General features: G+C 35.1%; 9 protein-coding genes. All 9 read right to left on the bottom strand.

Annotated features, from left to right (window positions below; all coding sequences use genetic code 11):
- Positions 1–15: 15 nt before the first annotated feature.
- A complete protein-coding gene (locus LBU54_RS07920) occupies positions 16–1,341 on the bottom strand; it encodes an MFS transporter (protein ID WP_224528086.1) in 1,326 nt (441 codons plus the stop codon).
- Positions 1,342–1,416: 75 nt separating this feature from the next.
- Positions 1,417–2,049 carry a hypothetical protein gene (locus LBU54_RS07925; RefSeq protein ID WP_224528089.1) on the bottom strand — a complete coding sequence of 211 codons (633 nt, stop codon included), beginning with the start codon at positions 2,047–2,049 and terminating at the stop codon, positions 1,417–1,419.
- Positions 2,050–2,054: 5 nt separating this feature from the next.
- Positions 2,055–3,389: a vanadium-dependent haloperoxidase gene (locus tag LBU54_RS07930; protein WP_224528091.1), complete on the bottom strand. Its 1,335-nt coding sequence runs from the start codon at positions 3,387–3,389 to the stop codon at positions 2,055–2,057.
- Between the two features lie 15 nt (positions 3,390–3,404).
- Complete coding sequence (locus tag LBU54_RS07935) at positions 3,405–6,629, bottom strand: VCBS repeat-containing protein (RefSeq protein WP_224528093.1); 3,225 nt, start codon at positions 6,627–6,629, stop codon at positions 3,405–3,407.
- On the bottom strand, positions 6,610–9,891 hold the full coding sequence (locus LBU54_RS07940; protein ID WP_224528095.1) for a VCBS repeat-containing protein: 3,282 nt from the start codon (positions 9,889–9,891) through the stop codon (positions 6,610–6,612). The genes LBU54_RS07935 and LBU54_RS07940 overlap by 20 nt, the downstream gene beginning before the upstream one ends.
- A gap of 2 nt (positions 9,892–9,893) precedes the next feature.
- Positions 9,894–10,463 (bottom strand): hypothetical protein, encoded by a 570-nt coding sequence (locus LBU54_RS07945; protein WP_224528096.1) that lies wholly within the window; start codon positions 10,461–10,463, stop codon positions 9,894–9,896.
- Positions 10,460–13,741, bottom strand: coding sequence for a VCBS repeat-containing protein (locus LBU54_RS07950; protein ID WP_224528098.1), 3,282 nt, complete (start codon positions 13,739–13,741; stop codon positions 10,460–10,462). Before LBU54_RS07950 ends, LBU54_RS07945 begins: the two co-directional genes overlap by 4 nt.
- Positions 13,742–13,825: 84 nt before the next feature.
- A complete protein-coding gene (locus LBU54_RS07955) occupies positions 13,826–15,451 on the bottom strand; it encodes a RagB/SusD family nutrient uptake outer membrane protein (protein ID WP_224528101.1) in 1,626 nt (541 codons plus the stop codon).
- 11 nt (positions 15,452–15,462) lie between these two features.
- On the bottom strand, positions 15,463–18,453 hold the full coding sequence (locus tag LBU54_RS07960; RefSeq protein WP_224528103.1) for a SusC/RagA family TonB-linked outer membrane protein: 2,991 nt from the start codon (positions 18,451–18,453) through the stop codon (positions 15,463–15,465).
- Positions 18,454–18,560 lie beyond the last annotated feature (107 nt).

Genomic DNA, 18,560 nt, shown 5'->3' on the forward strand with positions numbered 1-18,560 from the left:
TCAATTGTATTCAAATTATCCTGCAGTATCTATTTCATCGCCAACTGATCTTGGCTCCTTTAAGCGCAAAGCAAGTATTGCTGCAATAACAAAAAAGACACCTGCAAACATTATGGCGTTGGTTGCTACACCACCTAATAAGTGCTTATAGATCGAACCGAATGATAAAGTTTGAATACCCATTGGTACTACAATCATCATGTTTAAAATTCCCATGTAAACACCACGTCTTTCTTGAGAAACTATTTTAGATACCATGGTATATGGTATACCCATTATTGCTGCCCAACCGATACCAAATAATACCATAGGCACTAATACCATATTTGGATCTTGGATATGTGGTATAGAAAATAATGCTATTGCAGTTCCCACAAGGCTTAGAGCATAAACCTTTTTTCCCCCGAAACGCATGGTCAACGGCACTAAGGCAAGTGCTACGAGCATAGTTACAACATTATAGGTTGTATTCATTTTTGCTGCCTGTGCTGCTGCCTCTGAAGTTGTATAATTAAGTGTTTGCCTAAACATTGGAGTAATAAACTGCCAATAAATGAAAAGTGCATACCATTGGAATAAATATACACCACCAATCTTCCACATAAACTTCGGCATGTCTTTTATTGCTTCAACAATTTCTTTGAAAGGTTCTCTAACACGATGGGCAAAGCCTAAGCTTTTACTATGGTTTATTTCCGCTAATTCCTTTTCACTTGGAGGAATCTCTGGTGTTTTTAATACAGACCAAAGGATTGTTGTTATTGATAGAATACCTCCGATATAGAATGAATAATAGAGCCATTGTGGTATCTTACCTGCCACCTCTAGATCGCCTCCAAACCACTTTTGGAATAAAATTATTGATCCATTTGCAAGCAAAATTCCTGCGCCAACAAATAAACTTTGCATTTGATAACCCAAACTCAATTGCTTTTCTGGTAGTTTATCACCCACAAAAGCACGGTATGGTTCCATGGCCATATTATTTCCTACATCTAAAATCCAAAGCAAACCAACTGCAAACCATAACACGGGACTATTTGGAAACGCAAATAAACAAAGGCTACCAAGTAATGCACCAATTAAAAAATAAGGTTTACGTCTTCCCCATCTAGGCGACCATGTCTTATCAGACATAGCTCCTATTATTGGCTGTACGATTAGGCCGGTAACCGGACCTGCAATATTTAAAATTGGAAGCATGTCCTCTGGTGCTCCTAAATACAAAAAGATGGGATTGATTGCAGTTTGTTGGAGTCCAAAACTGTATTGAATGCCAAGAAAACCAACATTCATATTGAAGATTTGCCAAAAGGACAATCTTGGTTTGGTTAGTTTCATATATATGATTATTAGTTAGTTTTTAATAACAAAATGTATTGCTCAGTCCTTTATATTGGACAATATCCTCACAGATCAATCCAAAATAGAGTTCTTTACAATCATATCCGCATAAATGCGCTGCGCTTTAATAATATTGTGTTCTATCTCTAGAACTCTTTCATTAAAATCATCCATTATATCTCGCGCTCGCTTCTCCCTGTTTAATTTTGTATCTATAAATGAATTTTCAATGAATACCTTGTATGTAGGTTGTTCCAGAAGCATGGTATACGTACCTTCAACAACACAAAAATTAAAATCCTTTGTATTCAAAACTTCCTTGGAAATAATATTCTTTTTATAATGCACCAATGGCTTTGTTATTTCTCCAGTGTTTTTTAAAAAACTCTCAAGATGTTCATCCAATAGCTTTAAATTAACTTCGGATGGACCAACATTACAGATGTCATCTAACCGTTTGTTATGGTTGTCTTGTGGAGGCAAATAGAAATAATCATCCCCGTGAAACAGAAAACCTTTTAAACCAAGTTTCGTTTCTATATCTACAAATAAAGCATATGCTAACGATGTTTTACCTGATCCTGATTCACCTCCAACCGCAATACAAATTCTAGATTTAGCGTTTAATTGTGATTTGAGTTTTGCTATTATTTTATTGTTGGTATTTTCAAAACTTGAATGGTATGTAAGCTTATCACCTATCATATTATTTATTCAAATTTCATTTTAATTCTCTCAACAATTAAATTACCAACATTTCTTCCTTGGGTTAATCCTACATCTATTGCTGCTCTATAATGAATACCACCATATAATCTGCTAACAGCAGCCTCTTCTGCGGCAAGATTGAATGAATCAAAAGAACGAATTGGCAGTCCAAAAGGTACTTCGGTATCATCATCAAACTGAAAATTATCACCAAATATAGCAGTTAATGCTGTTGAAGCTGCTCCTGACACAACGGAATGCCCACTTGTATATTCGGGGAAAGGTGGTGTCTGAAGTATTGGAAGCCAATCTGGATCGATATGTTGATTTATTAAAGTTTCAGGTCTGATAAGGTTACTTCTATATTTTTCATCCCAACAACTAATAAATGCATCTGCAATTGCGATAGACGTTTTAGTATAAGCATTGACAGTTTGCGCAACGTCTGCGTTGCTTTTTCTTGATGCGATTTTAACAATTCCAATCCAATGTGCACCCGGAGAAATCTTTTTTGTAGCAAACATGAAGTGACCACGTGTAACGGATACGAACGGATTACAATCCCAAAATTGAGCGATTTCAATCTCTTCAGAATCATTACCCTTTGCTGTGATTTCTTTGCTAACATCATAAACCTCCATTAACTCCTGGTAAAACTTAGATCCTTTTTCTAAAGAAAACGTAGGATGCGTTATAGGCTTAAACTGTGCTGCAGAATCTAAAACAAAGGTTCTTATTTTATTCCAATGTGGTTCAATACCGTCCATATATGATGGTGGTGTTGGTTGCCATCTTGATGGGTCGTCCGTATCTACAGTGAATTTGGGCATTGTTCTGGTCTGGTTGTAATTATCTGCATCCATCCATTGTTTAATATGCTTCACAACCTCAAAAGCATATGTTTTTGCCGTATTGAATTCTGGTTCATTCTTTTCTTGCCAATCTGCATAAAGACTATCCTGAAGCACTTCCATTTTCTCCTCAGAAAAAATAAGGCTCTTACTTAATTCCATATGAGCAATAATTGCGGCTAACTCCAGATTGATGTTTTTAGATTCCTCTGCCATTGGAATACTGGTCAGTTCATTAACTTTACCAGCTAAGGAACTCATTTCGTTGGTTTTCTGAGCTAAAATCTCATAAGCCGCAATATTTGGATATACAAATACTCTACTCGCTACCGGTGGCGAGAAAATATCGTGAATCTGTATGTCCATTACTTTATCAACGGAGACATGAAAGACCTCTGGTGTAATCTCTATAGGTTCTGCTGGTTTATTACAACTCGCTACTAATACCAATATTGTTAAGTATAAACAATGTCTTAAACTCTTCATTTTCAATCTTTCTTTTTATAAGCCTGTCCTGTAAGACTTACCATTATTTGTAACAACTAAATATTCGTTTTCTTTTAATTTTAAAATTTTTCTTCCTCTAATACCATTTGGTAAATCTAAGGACTGATATTTAATATTCTCTAAATTTTCAGTGAATAGAATACCTCCAGAATTTGAGGACGCTTCACCTAATTCTGTAACAAAGCCATTATGATTACCGGTGAAGACTATTTTATCCTTTTCAACTATTATATCCTCTAAAGTACTCAATTGAGCTTGATTTGGGAGTGCCATAGAATTGAATTTTGCCCCATCATTCAAAAAAATCATTGACCTCAATTCATACAAGTATTTAATATTAATAATTTCTTCTTCGGGTTTATCAGTCAAATCTGTGATATTTGAAACCGATGCAAAAGACTTATAATCTGTATACTGCTTTCTTAAATATGGCATTTGCTCAACCAACTTATCCTTAGATGCAAAAGGTACGTATTTACCAAAAAAATCATAGAAAATTAGTTGATCTAATTTCTCATTTTCATCAAAATCATCCAAATACATCTTTACTGGTGTGTCTTTCGATGCCTTCCACTTAAAATTAAGACCAACGTTACCACCAATTATATCTAATTTTCCATCATTATTTACGTCTGCTACTTCAACTACATTCCACAATCCATTTGTATCGCCAAAGCCAAATTCTTTGGTTTTGTCTAGAAACTTTCCATTTGAAGTAAACGACATAATTGTTATTGGCATCCAATCACCAACAATGATTAATTCTGATAATCCGTCTTCATCTATATCTGCCCATTTGGAGTCAGTTACCATACCAAATCGTGCTTTGGCATAAATTTCAAAGGTATAATTGCCCTTATTTTTGAGTATATAACTTTGAGGAGAAAGTCCATAGGCGCCAGGAACAGCCCTATTGCCAATAAATAAATCAACTAATCCATCATTATCGAAATCATGACTGGAGACCGACCCTCCATTGGTATTGATCAACTTGGATTCAAGTTTTGAGAAATTTCCTTTGCCATCATTAACGTAGATTCGGTCTTCTAACAAAGGGTGGCCATTAGGATAGTCATTTCCGCCACTTAAAGCATAAATATCCAAATCACCATCGCTATCTATATCTAATGCAATAGCATCAGTATCCTCATATCTTGAATCTTCATCAAAAATCTTTGTGTCACTTAATTTAAGATTACCATCTTGACCCATTAAAAACAGTAAGGGTTTTTGATTTCTTGCACCACCGATATAAAGGTCAAGTAATCCATCTGAATTAAAGTCGGCCTGAACAGTAGATGGACCCTCAAGCGACAGATTCTCAGGAGCTAAACCATCTTGTTCATAATCCAAAAAGACATTTTCACGATGTTGAAAAGTAAATTCCTGATAATTTAATGCATCTTTTTTTTCAAGATTATATTTTGAGGTTCCTTCTTTTTCAATACTAACTGTAGCATTTACTGCTAAGTCTTTTTTCGTAACTATCAGACCATCTTGCCAGACCACAACCAATGAGTCAATCTTAGTTGTCTCTCCTAATCCAAAATGAAGGTTACTGGTTGAACTAGATAAATACCCTTTTACGGTAGATTGCTCCTTATAATAGGTCTTCCCATTAGCAAAAAGATTTACCTTGGCCCCATTAATACTATTTTTAAGTTTAACGGTCAGATAATTTCCTGAGCTTTTATTTTCTAAAAGTGTTGCATTTTCATTGATATTATTTATCACTATATCCAAGTCGCCATCATTGTCTAGATCCGAATAGGCTGCACCGTTAGAATACGTACTTCCATCTTTGCCATCTACACTTGTTGATTTAAAAACAAGATTATTAGCATTAGTGAAGAGCTTATTTGGAAGATTTAAGGTTGGCATAGTATTGATGAGTTTTAACTCAATACTATCTTGCTTTGTTTCTGTGTAGTTGGCAAAATCTAAAGTGCTTAAATACTTTATGTAGTCCAAATCATTTGGTCTTTTGTAGATTCCGTTTGTAATAAAAAGATCATTTAGGCCATCGTTATTGTAGTCTAACAAAAGAGGTGACCAACTCCAATCGGTTGCATAAGTATTAGTAATTAAAGCTGCATCAACAAAATAAGAGCCATTATTGAGCTGCAAATGATTTCTTGCATATTGTTGTTGAAAGCCAAATGAATTCTTTATTTGGTTTATTTTATCAGAGTCTTCTCCACCAGATTTTAGAAAGATCTCGGCATTATAAGGCATCATATCTAGACTAACAATGTCTAATTTTCCATTGTTTGTTATATCAGCAATATCTACACCCATGGTAAATCTCGTTGTGTGATTAAAATAATCTTCAGCCGATTCCTTAAAGGTTTTATTTCCTTGATTAAGATAGAGGTAATCGTTCTCATGGAAATCATTACCAACATAAATATCTATATACCCATCATTATTTACATCTGATGTTGCCAAGGCAAGACCGTAACCTAAGGCGCTACTATAAATATTAGCCTGTTTAGTAACATCAACAAATTTTACTTTGCCATCAAACAACTTATTTTCAAACATTAAATCACCAGAAAGCGAATCTTTTTTGGTCCTTGCACTTGCATTACCATATGAATAGACTGAATGGATAGAATGATTCATAAGGTACATATCCATGTCCCCATCGTTATCATAATCAAAGAATGAGGCTTGTGTCGAAAAGCCTGAAAAATCTATGCCATACTTGGCCGCCTGTTCTTCAAAACGGTTATTACCTTGGTTGATATAAAGTTCATTTTTACCATTTAAAGATTTATAATTTCCAACTTTGCAAACGTAAATATCCAGTAAACCGTCATTATTTACATCGGTCATTGCAACACCAGTAGACCATGAACTTATTTGGCTTATTCCCGCTTCTTCTGAAATATCCTTAAATTTAAGATTACCTAAATTGAGAAACAGCTTATCTGGTTTTTGATTTGCAGTAAAAAAAATATCGTCTAATCCATCATTATTAATGTCTCCCAGAGCTACACCTCCACCATTATAGTAATAAAGGAATTCTATAATATTTAAATCTCCCGAATCTTTTAAATCATTTGAAAATAGAAGTCCTGATTCGTTCGCGTCAATGTTTCTAAACGGTGCTTCGTCTTTAACTTTATCCTGATCGCTTTCTTCATTTGAACAAGCAAAAACAAAAATCAAAATCAGATTGCAAAGTGCTACAGTTTTAAAATTTAAATACCTCAAGTTTATCATTATTTTTAGCAATAAAAACAGTATTTCCAACTATTTCAATATCTCTTATCTCTCCTTTTATTTTTATTCCTTTTCCCGTAGTATGGTGTTTAAAAATGTTATTTCCAAGGTTCTCTAAATAATTACCATAAGAAGCATCATACCTACCAAATTCGGGCATTACACCATTAAGATTACCACCCATAATAATATCCAAATCACCATCCTTGTCAAAATCTGAGGTTGCTATCGCATAAATGGGCGTAAACTGGACTTCCTTTGGCAACGCTTTTACCTCGAAATTGAAATCACCATTATTTTCCAAAACAACCGTTTTAAGATTATTGGCTTCAATTATGGTACTCGATGTTAATTGTTCTTCAGTGAAAATAGTATTGATATCTGCATCTTTAAAAGACTCATAATCTGGAAATTTCTTGCTAAGATATTTCAACTGATCTACCAGATTATGTCTTAATGCGTATGGATATTGCCTACCATTTTCTGCAGTAAATGTGAGAATAGGGTCCACATAGCTATTACCATCAAAATCGTTTGCAAATAACTTTATTGGATTTTCAGTAGAAGCTCTAAATCTACTATTTAAACCGTGGTTACCAACAATTAAATCTTCATCACCATCGTTATCTAGATCTGCCTTTTCAATTGTGTTATACCAACCTTTTAAATTGGTTAGGTCATTCTCTACCTCTTTGAATTTTCCTTGAGTATTCTTAAAGATCCTGATGCCCATAAACTCTCCAACAACAACTAAATCTTCGCTTTTATCCTGATCTATATCAATGAACAAAGCGTCTGTTATCATACCCAAAGTCGCAAATTCTGGAGCTAAGTCAGAGGTGCTTTCAGTAAACGCACCTTTACCATCATTAATTAAAAGATAACCAGAAGCAGGATCGCCATACTTTTTTGGTATAGAGCGTTCGCCAACAAACAAGTCTAAATCACCATCATTATCAATATCTGCTACTGATACGGTACTACTACTGTGGTATCCTTGTAGTGTTGGCAAAATCTGGTCACTCAAAGTAAAGTTACCATTGCCGTCATTGGTATAAAATTTATCCAAATAGCTAGGACTAAATTTTGAAAATTCCACACCTCCACTACATACATAAAGATCCAAATCGCCATCTCCATCTGCATCAAATAAAGCACTTTCACCATCTTCACTTGCCTTGCTTTCAATAAAAGCCAAGCTATTACCTTCAACAAATCGATTATTTTTATTCAAGAATAATTTACCGGAATTGCCTTTTGATCCACCTATAAACAAATCCTCTTTACCATCACCATTAACATCACCAAAACTCATTTTTGGTCCTTCTGTACTCCTCATAAAAGGCAGTAAGCGTTCTATATTAAAATCTACATAGTTGTTCTCTTTATGTGTGAAATTGATGGTTTTGTCATCCTTAGAGAATATCTCGGCTATTTCTCTAATTGGTTCTTGCGAACGTACTTTAGCATCTTTTTCATCAAGTGTAATTGTTGTATCAACTTTATCTATTGGCATTTCAGTGACCCTTCCTGATGGCCAATTAACCGTTAACACCAGTTTATCTGTTTCTGTAAAACCAAAATTTGGTCGCTTGTCCATTGATGATTGAAAACCTCTTACGGGTTGTTGTTCTAAAAAATAAGTATTTGTTGAACTCTTTAATTTTAGTTTGGCACCAATTGCGTCCTTGTTTAACCCTTCTCCCTTTAGTACAACTTTTAGATAATGTGCGTTAGGATCGTTCAATGTGTTTTCATAGACAAACAAAGGCATGTTTACGTTGTTTACGACAACATCCAGGTCACCGTCATTATCTAGATCTCCATAGGCGGAGCCATTTGAAAACCCTTCAGTATCCAATCCATTAGAAGTGCGTTCAAACTTTAAATTACCTCCATTAATATAAGCGTGGTTTTTAACTTTATTGGATGGAATGATATCGATAAGTTTCTTATAATTGACTTGATTATCTCTAATTATAGATTCTATCACTTCCTGGTTTGAAATGTATTTAAGATAATCTTGATTGGTGAGGTCTTGATAAATTCCGTTTGCTATAAACAGGTCTTTTAAACCATCATTGTTCATATCAAAAAATAGTGCGCCCCAACTCCAATCAGATGCTTCAACACCACTAAAACGCCCAACCTCAGTAAACGTAAGGTCACTATTGTTAAGCTGTAGCATGTTGCGTGTAAACTGATGGTAATAATCGTTCTTGACGTTGTACTGGTACTTGTTCCAATCTTCAAAAGTGGTTACAGTCTTAAGTCGGTCATACTCACTCGGAAGCATTTCGGTTATGAAAATATCATTAAAACCATCGTTATTAATATCTGCAGCATCTGCTCCCATTGAAGCACCACTTATAGAATTAATAGAGCTAGTTAGGCATTCTTTGAACGTTCCGTCTTGGTTATTGATGTAAAGATAATCGCGTTCAAAAAAGTCATTGGAAACATAAATGTCCTGCCATCCGTCATTATTCATATCGCCAACGGTTACACCCAAACCAAAACCAATTACGCTTCCATATATACCCGCCTTTTCACTAACATCAATAAATTTTCCATCCCTATTTTCAAATAGTTTGTCACCCCCTAACACATCTCTTTTTGGACGCTCATTCTTAGTGAGGTTAAAACTACCAATAGCCTGATACGAATTATTTAAGAGATACACATCTAGATCACCATCGTTATCATAATCAAAAAATGAGGCGTGGGTAGAAAATCCCTTATCATCCAAACCTAGCTCAGATGCCTTTTCTGTAAAGGTAAGGTCACCGTTATTTATAAAAAACTCATTTTGCTTGTTATCACCTTTTACATCACCCGAATTACATACATAGATATCCAAATAGCCGTCTGCATTAATATCTACCATTGAAACTCCTGTAGACCATGCTTTTGTACCGCCTATTTTTGCGGATTCCGAGACGTCTTCGAACTTAAAATCACCCTTATTGATGTATAGTTTGTTTTGATTTAAATTGGATGTAAGATAAATATCTTGAAGACCATCATTATTTACGTCACCAATAGCAACTCCACCACCATTGTAAAAATTTCGGTATTTATATACATTAAAATCGTCCGTTGAAACCAAGTCATTCCTAAATTTTATTCCTGTACTTTCTTCTGAGAGTAATTTAAACTGTGGTGAACTGTTTTCAATTAAGGCTTCGGCTTTATCATCACTACAGGAGACAATAATGAGGAATAGTATAAAGATTATTAAATACCTGTTCATTTTTATTTTGTTAGTTCTTTATATCTGTAATCCATATCTTCTATAATTACAGAAACGTCTTTGGTATCTTCTTCCTTGACTCTTATTTGTCTGTTCCCATCAACCTTAACATAGACGTCTTTTACCTTAATGAATTCATTACCAGGATACCATTTCATCAATGTATCTTTCACTTTTGGTAATAATTTATCTGCATGAAGTTCTTTATTCCAAGGTGCCCATGCTACATGAGAGAATTTAACATCCATTGCGATTATCTCGTCTTTGGCATTGAATTTTGCGTAAAAGAGCATCCTAATTTTATCTTTTACATTAGAAGAGTCTTTGGGCTTAAGAATAGTCTGAACATAGTTATTGCTGGGACCATGCGTAAAAATTTTTTTCTTATTGTATTCCCAACACGAATTATAAAACTCGGACTTAGATTGTCCAAATTTAAAATCGTAAAAAATTGAATCATTTTTAGCACCGCTTGCCAGTTCATTTTCAACTAGTTTAGTGTATTCTGACTGACATGCAACTAAAAAAAATATTGAACAAAGTAATGTCGCCCTGCCAACGCTTATCTTCATTTTTTTAAATCTTTTAATTTTCCAACTTTATAAACTTGCAAACTATCATTATTTACAGATGCCATTAAAAAGGTTTGTTGCTCCCTATTTTCAATATGTAAATCCCGTATTTGACCATCTATTTTTAAAGATAAAACCTTATCAAAATTTCCATTTGGTGAGCCAAACAACAACCAACCTTTTGAAGCATCATCGATACCAAACTGGGGTTTCACTAAGAACTGGTTACCACCAAAAAGGATGTCTAAATTACCATCGTTATTGATATCTGAAATCTCAATTGCCGACACATTAGAATATTGAATTTCTCTGGGTAATTCCTGGCTTACAAATGTCTCATTTTTATTTAAGAAAACCGCCGTATTTAGCATTTTAACATCAAATATTTTGGCATTTTTTAATTGCTTTTCTGAGAAAATTGATGTTATCGTTGCATCAGAGTAATCCTTATAGTATAATAGCTTTTGTTTCAGACTTGCAATTTGAGAAATTAGCTCATCCCTATCTACAATAGGATAATATTTACTATCTCGTTTCTGACAAATAATTTGTTCAATTGTACCATTCTTATCAAAATCCGAAAGGTACATCCTCATACCAGATTTATAGAAGGAATTTTCGCCTTTATTACCCGCAATGATATCTAACTTCCCGTCTTCATTAAGATCTTTAACTTCGATTGTTTTCCAGAGACCATTGGTGTCTGATAGCCCATACTTCTTAGTTTCGTTGACTAAATCACCATTAATATTAATAAAAATTGAAATCGGCATCCATTCTCCCGATACCACTAGATCTTTTTGGCCATCACTGTTTATGTCTGCCCATTGAGAATCCGTTATCAAGCCTATTTCCTTTAATTGGACTGGTTGAGTTATATCAAATTTATTATTACCCGTATTCTTTAAAATATATCCTGAGGTTGGAAGACCATACGTATCTACCTTAAAACGCTCGCCAATAAATAAGTCGATATCACCATCATTATCATAATCGTATGCAGAGACTGTAGATGTGCTAATTGGTGATGGAAACGTTAAAGTTTGCGGACTATAGGTAAAGGTATTGTCACCATTATTTATATATAACCTATCATTTAGTGCAAAATCAAATTTTGAAAACGTCTTTCCTCCACTGGCAACATAAAGATCTAAATCGCCATCATTGTCACTATCAAAAAATACAGCATCACTGTCCTCAGAATTAGAGCTTAAATTAAAAGGCTGCTCAATTTTGAGGTATTCTTCAGAATTTTTTGAAATGAACAATTTACCCGATTGACCTTTAGCACCACCAATGTAATAATCATTTATACCATCATTATTCATGTCTGCATGTGCAATCTTTGGGCCTTCGTTATTACACATCTCAGGCAGTAATTGTTCTTTGTTAAAGTCTACAGCACTATTTTCCTTATGCTTAAATTGAAAAAAACTTTTTTGCTTCTTTAAAATTTTACCCGAAGGCAGAGTTACGATTTGAGCCATCAACTCTTCATCACTCTGATTGATACTATAAACTTTATTGGTTGGGAGATTGTATTTTCTTGTTTGCATACCGTTTGGCCATGTTACAACCATACTATCTATAGTATCGGCGCTATTAGCACCTAACAGCAACTGATAGGAGATAGAACTTTGAAAACCTCTTGAAGGAAAATTTTCTAAACTTCCGTATTGATCATCACCGTAATATATTTCAACTTTTGCGCCAACTGCAAACTTGTTTTTATCTGTGCCCTTTAATTTAAGTGTTATACTCTTATTGCTTTTGGTATTAGTAGTGTTTTCGTATAAGAAAGCAGGCATATTAACATTGTTTATAACCAAATCTAAATCACCATCGTTATCAATATCACCATAGGCACTTCCGTTGCTAAAACTAGGTATTCCAAATCCCCAAACTGATGTCATTTCAGTAAATTTAAAATCACCATTATTTTTAAATGCGGCATTAGGAACTGCCTTTGAAGGCATAAGATCTACTAACTTGTTCATTATTTCCTTATCAGTCGCAATCATGTCTCTAATTCTGTCTTCATTGGCCATGTAGATAAGATAATCCCTGTCTAGTAAGTCTTTGAAAATACCATTACTAATAAAAATGTCTTTTAAGCCATCGTTATCGGCATCAAATAACAACGAAGCCCAGCTCCATTCTGATGCCGCAACATTGGATAGTCTGCTAATTTCTAAAAACGTACTATCTCCCATATTTCTGTGAAGTGCATTTCTAGAAAACTGTGTATGGTAGCCCTTATTTTTGGCAATATCGTATTTATTCCATGACTCAAACAGCGTTTTTGTGCGCTGACGCTCTATAGTACGTGGTAACATTTCTGTTACCATTATATCAGTAAAAGAATCATTATTTAAGTCAGCGGCATCTGCTCCCATTGAACCCATTGAGATGGAACCAAATTGTGAAGATAAGTCCTCTTTAAAAGTACCATCTTGATTATTTACGTAGAGGTAATCCCTTTCAAAAAAATCGTTTGATATAAAAATATCTGGCCAAGAATCATTATTGTAATCACTAACCGTAATTCCTAAACCAAAACCAATAGCACTCGAATAAATATTGGATACTTCTGTAACATCAACAAAGAAATCATTGTCGTTTCTCAGTAATTTATTCCCAGATTCTGTAGGTCTTTTGCGTTGATCTTTTATAAAATCATAATTCCCAACCGCCTTTATAGAGTTGTTTAAAAGGTAACAATCTAAATCGCCATCTCTGTCATAATCAAAAAAATTAGCTTGAACACTTAATCCAACTATATCAAGACCATATTTTTTGGATTGCTCTGTAAAAGTAAGATCACCATTATTTATAAACAATTCATTATGCCGATTAGCAATTTCACTTGGAGGTCCAGCTTTACAAACATAAATATCTAAAAATCCATCATTATTTAGATCTATAAATGAAACTCCTGAAGACCAAACACCTGGACTAGCAACACCTGCAGTAGGAGTAATATCCTCAAATTCCCAGTTACCCTTATTTAAATATAATCGGTTTTCTACTAAATTACCTGTGAAAAATATATCTAAAAGACCATCGTTATTAATATCACCAAGAGCAACACCTCCTCCATTAAAGAAATTTCGGTAGGTGTAAGGATTTAAGTCTTCAGTATATTTGAGCGAATTATTAAATGTTACACTTGTTAACTCACTATCTTTTAATTGAAATAAACCGGGTGTTTTATCATTTGTAGTATTGCATGAAAACAGTAAAACACTGAAAACAAAAAGAATAAACAAATTCTTCATTTAAGTGCTAATATTTAACTATTAAAAAAAGGGGTACTCCTAAAAGTACCCCTTTTTACTCAAATAAAATACTTAAAAATTAAATTAATATCCTGGGTTTTGCGTTAAACTTCCGCCACTGGCTTCTATTTGCTCTTGAGGAATTGGGAATACTGTTCTGTAAGCATCACTGTTAGTTTTTTCCCACCAAGATTCACCCCATTTACCGAATCTGATTCTATCAGTTCTTCTGCTTGATTCCTGGAACATTTCCTTTCCTCTTTCATCGAAGAAACCGTCAGCATCTATTGCAGCTAATGGATCAAGACCCGCTCTTGCTCTTATTGTATTAACATCTGGCAATGCCATATTCCAGTTTCCTGCATTTCTTGCCATTGCTTCTGCTCGCATTAAGTAAACATCTCCTAAACGTACAATTGGATAATCGTTGTTCATATCTGGTCTACCAAATAATTGGAAACTGAACTTCTTCGCTCTTGTACCACTCTGTCTTACAGAGTTAGGTTCTAATTCACTAATTTCAGGCGTATATTCTACAACAATAGTTGGATCATCAGAAGCATAATCCAATAAATCAGCACCGTCAAAATCTGTTTGTGCACCCGCTAAGAAGTTAGCCTCTTTCCTTAAATCATTATTGTCATAGCTGTTATAAAATTCTTCCAACACTTGATAACCATTCCATGGCTGTGCATCTAGTGCAAAGGTTTGTTGTGAACTATAGTGCAAATTCATCTGAGAGAAGTTCATCCCACCAGCATTTGACTCGTCATAGTATATAGACCAAATCATTTCAGGATTAAACTGGTTGTTTGGTGCAAATACTGCAGCATAACCCGTTAATTCATCTGGATCAGATGGAACATTAGGACGTTTTGCCAAGTTTAAAACAGAACAACCATCACCACAAAGTTGATATGGGCCGTTGTCTATAATATAACTTGCTGCCCACTCCGCTTCTTGCCATCTTGCTGTACCTGTATATACCTCTGCATTCAAGTATAATTTTGCTAACAGACCTAAAGCAGCAAATTGATTAACAATATATGGCTCTTGACCTGTTCCCAAATTACTACCGGATAAATCCATGCTACCTGTAACGGCAGGGATACCTAATGCATCTAACAATTCCTGCTCAACAAAATCAAATACCTCAGCCCGTGTTGACTGTGGCGCATCGGCTCCCGGAGTTGTAATAATTTTTACTCTTCCATACAAATCTAATAATCTCCAGTAAAAGAAAGATCTAATAACCTTGGCTTGGGATTCTTCCTCTGGTGACAAACTACCGTCAAGGGCCAAATTAGTTTCTGCAATACCTCCATAAGCATCCACCCATGTACCATTTAAAGGTCCATTTGCAGGATTAAATGTATGTCTATGCATGTCTAACCAAATACCACCATCAAACCAGTCACCACCTTTTTGACCTATGGCCATCTCATCAGAAGAAACCGTTTGTACAGAATAGTAACTACCGTGTCCAGCAGAACCATTTCTTAATCTTCCATAAGCTGCAGCTAATGCCCCTGAAGGGAATACACCGCCAGCAGTCTCACCAGAGTTATCTGGCACGCCATCATCGGAAAATTCAGTTGTTAACTCATCTTCCAATACTTCTTCAAGATCCGTACAGGTGTAAAACATTGTAGATAATACACCTAAGAATACTAATAAAGATTTTTTCATCATTTTTCTCATTTTTCTCATTTCAATTTTTATTAAAATTTAAGGTTTAAGCCTAACGTAATCGTACGATTTTGGAAATAGTTGTAACGTCTATCGATACCTGGAGCTAATACATCTGGATTAGCAAGGTCTCCACCGTTATCTACGGCACCTCTATCTTGGAAAGCAGGCTCTGGATCTGCACCAGTATAATCCGTAATCGTAAATAGGTTCTGTGCTGTAATAGCAACTCTTGCACTTTTTAGGAATGTATTATCACCTAAGTCAAAATTGTATCCTATAGTTAAGTTGTCTAGTCTTAAGAAATCCGCTTTCTCAACATAGTAAGAACTAAACTGAGCAGTTCTAATATCATCCCTAGCTAATTCTGTATTTACATAGTTATAAGAGGACTGAGATCCAATTCTTGGCTCATAGAACACACGGAATGAATTAACCAAACTGTGTCCAAATGCACCTCTGAAGAAAGCATTTAAATCCCAATTTCCGTATTGTACCTGATGTGTCCATCCAATTTCCCAATCTGGGAAACCTTGACCAAGAACAGTAAAGTCACCATTATCTGCCAAGGCAGAACCTTGATCAGCGATAACACTACCGTCTCCATTAATATCTGCTAGTATAGGAGAACCATTAGCATCTACTTCACCAGTAAATACCGGACCCCAAATTTGACCAACTTCGTCACCTTCTCTTACTAGAATTACTTCTGTATCATTTTGACCAGGAGCTCCTAAGTTAGCGATCATACGATCACCACCAGCGTTTTTCTCTAGTACTGTTTCATATGTTGAAGCTACAAGACCCATGTTGTAATTAACTTTGTCATTTCTTACAATATCGTAGTTAACTGTTAATTCAAATCCTTTGGTGTTTAACTCACCAGCATTTTGGAACTGATTTGTAAATCCATTATTAGATGCAGCATCAATTTGAACGTTACTAATAAAGTCTACAATATCTCTGTTATAAATATCTACAGTAGCGGATAATCGGTCCATTGCGAATTCAATACCAAAATTAAGCTCTCGCTTTTCTTCCCATTTTAAGTCTGGATTTGCAAGTCTTGTACCAATACCTGTAGATGAAGAACCAAATCCACCAGCACCATTAATTACATTAAATGATGTTTGAGATAAACCAACTCCAGGAGGAATTGCACCTGTTACACCATAGCCTAAACGTGCTTTTAACAAAGATACATTATCTAATTGTAAATAGTTATTTAAGTCTGCACCTACGGCAACAGATGGGAATGTACCCCATTGGTTGTCTGCACCAAAGCGGCTAGAACCCTCACGTCGTATAGATGCGCTTAAGTAGATTGCATCGTCAAAAGTAAAATTACCCCTCAAGAAGAATGCAATAATTCTATCGTCATCATTTCTTCCACTATTAGCAATTACCCTTCCTGCTTCGTTTAAATCTTGAGACACCTCAATTGCATTACTGAAATCAAAGTTTACACCTGGAGGAAAATCCCCAACCTGTAAATAGTTTTCGTTAAAATCATTTTCTTGGAAAGAATAACCACCATCTAATTTCATTCTAAAGAAGTCATTAAAAGTTCTATTATAGGTTCCAAATAATTCCAAAGTCTTAGATCTTGCCTCATTACTGTAGAAGTCTGCTCTACCTTTTCTAAATGGGCTTACCGCACCACCTCTAAAGAATGACGTTGTTGGATAGTATTGGTTGTTATCTGTTCTGCTTACCTGTTGACCAACATTTAAAGTTGCAGATAAATCATCTGTGAATGAATATCTGAAATCCGCATTATAGTTAATCGTAGTTGTGGCACCAGCATTTCTGTTTTGCTCCGCAATAGAGACTGGATTGAAACTATCAAATAAACCTAGAGTTTCGAAGTAACCTCCAAACTGTTCAGAGTTAAATGCAAATGGTGCATCATCACCAAAAACAGGCGCTGTTGGGTTATAAACGATAGCATAACGTAATGCTTCATTAAAACCAAAATCACTGTCTCTTTGCGTAAATGCTGAATTAAAGTTAATTCTTAATTTATCATTGAATAAAGTACCTGTAAAATTACCTCTTATGTTTAACTGCTCAAATCCAGAATTAATTAAAATCCCTTCAGTATCCCTGTAGTTCACTGCAACCCTGTAGTTGGTATTTTCTGCACCACCAGACATTGCTATATTGTGAACCTGTGAAAATGCCGATCTTGTTACCTCATCAACCCAATCAGTATCGCTTCCTAGGTCTGTACCTCCAGTCGCCAAAAACTGTTGACGGTTCATAATTTCAACTGGATTGATTGCATCAGACACACCATATTGTCCATTATAGTCTACTGAAAATGGCTGGTTAGTACGTCCTGATTTCGTTGTGACTAAGATTACACCACTTGATGCTCTAGAACCATAAATCGCGGCTGCAGAACCATCCTTTAATACTGTGATGTTCTTAATATCACTTGGATCTACATTACTTAAGGATTGTCCAAGAACACCATCGATTACAACCAAAGGTTCTGTGTTACCACCAACGGTAGAAAGACCTCTCAGTCTTATAACACCACTGTCGTTTGGATTACCACCTCTGTTGTAAACGGAGAGACCGGCAACTTTACCTTGAAGTAACTGTGATGCATTGTTAATTACACCCTTGTTAAACTCTTCTTCACTAACGCTTGTTACAGCGGTCGTAATCTCTTTTCTGACCTGATTACCATACCCTACTACAACTACTGCTTCCAATTGTGCAACATCTTCTTCAAGCGTTACATCAATTACAGAACGTCCGTTAACAGCAACCTCTTGGGTTTTATAACCGAGATAACTGAAAACAATCACAGCATCTGAGGCTACATTGTTTAAGGTGTATGTACCATCGAGGTCGGTTTGGACACCATTAGTGGTCCCCTTAACTATCACGTTAACTCCAGGTAATGTACCTGTTACATCCGAGACAGTACCTGTCACAGTCTGGGCATACATAATGCTGCCCAAAACCAAGAAAAAACTACTTAAAATTTTTCTTAATAGATTTTGTGTCATACTTAGTTAGTTTTATTAGTATTTGGTTAGAAAGTTATTAGATTAACAAAATATTGTTAAATAAATATTAATTAATGGTCTAAAATGGCCTTTTTTTAAGAGAACAA

It is taken from the genome of Winogradskyella alexanderae (assembly GCF_020166335.1).
Taxonomy (GTDB): domain Bacteria; phylum Bacteroidota; class Bacteroidia; order Flavobacteriales; family Flavobacteriaceae; genus Winogradskyella; species Winogradskyella alexanderae.

What these genes read in the sequence shown, in the direction of transcription:
- LBU54_RS07920 (WP_224528086.1), bottom strand. Translation starts at nt 1,341, where the DNA reads ATGAAACTAACCAAACCAAGATTGTCCTTTTGGCAAATCTTCAATATG.
- LBU54_RS07925 (WP_224528089.1), bottom strand. Translation starts at nt 2,049, where the DNA reads ATGATAGGTGATAAGCTTACATACCATTCAAGTTTTGAAAATACCAAC.
- LBU54_RS07930 (WP_224528091.1), bottom strand. Translation starts at nt 3,389, where the DNA reads ATGAAGAGTTTAAGACATTGTTTATACTTAACAATATTGGTATTAGTA.
- LBU54_RS07940 (WP_224528095.1), bottom strand. Translation starts at nt 9,891, where the DNA reads ATGAACAGGTATTTAATAATCTTTATACTATTCCTCATTATTGTCTCC.
- LBU54_RS07945 (WP_224528096.1), bottom strand. Translation starts at nt 10,463, where the DNA reads ATGAAGATAAGCGTTGGCAGGGCGACATTACTTTGTTCAATATTTTTT.
- LBU54_RS07950 (WP_224528098.1), bottom strand. Translation starts at nt 13,741, where the DNA reads ATGAAGAATTTGTTTATTCTTTTTGTTTTCAGTGTTTTACTGTTTTCA.
- LBU54_RS07955 (WP_224528101.1), bottom strand. Translation starts at nt 15,451, where the DNA reads ATGAGAAAAATGAGAAAAATGATGAAAAAATCTTTATTAGTATTCTTA.
- LBU54_RS07960 (WP_224528103.1), bottom strand. Translation starts at nt 18,453, where the DNA reads ATGACACAAAATCTATTAAGAAAAATTTTAAGTAGTTTTTTCTTGGTT.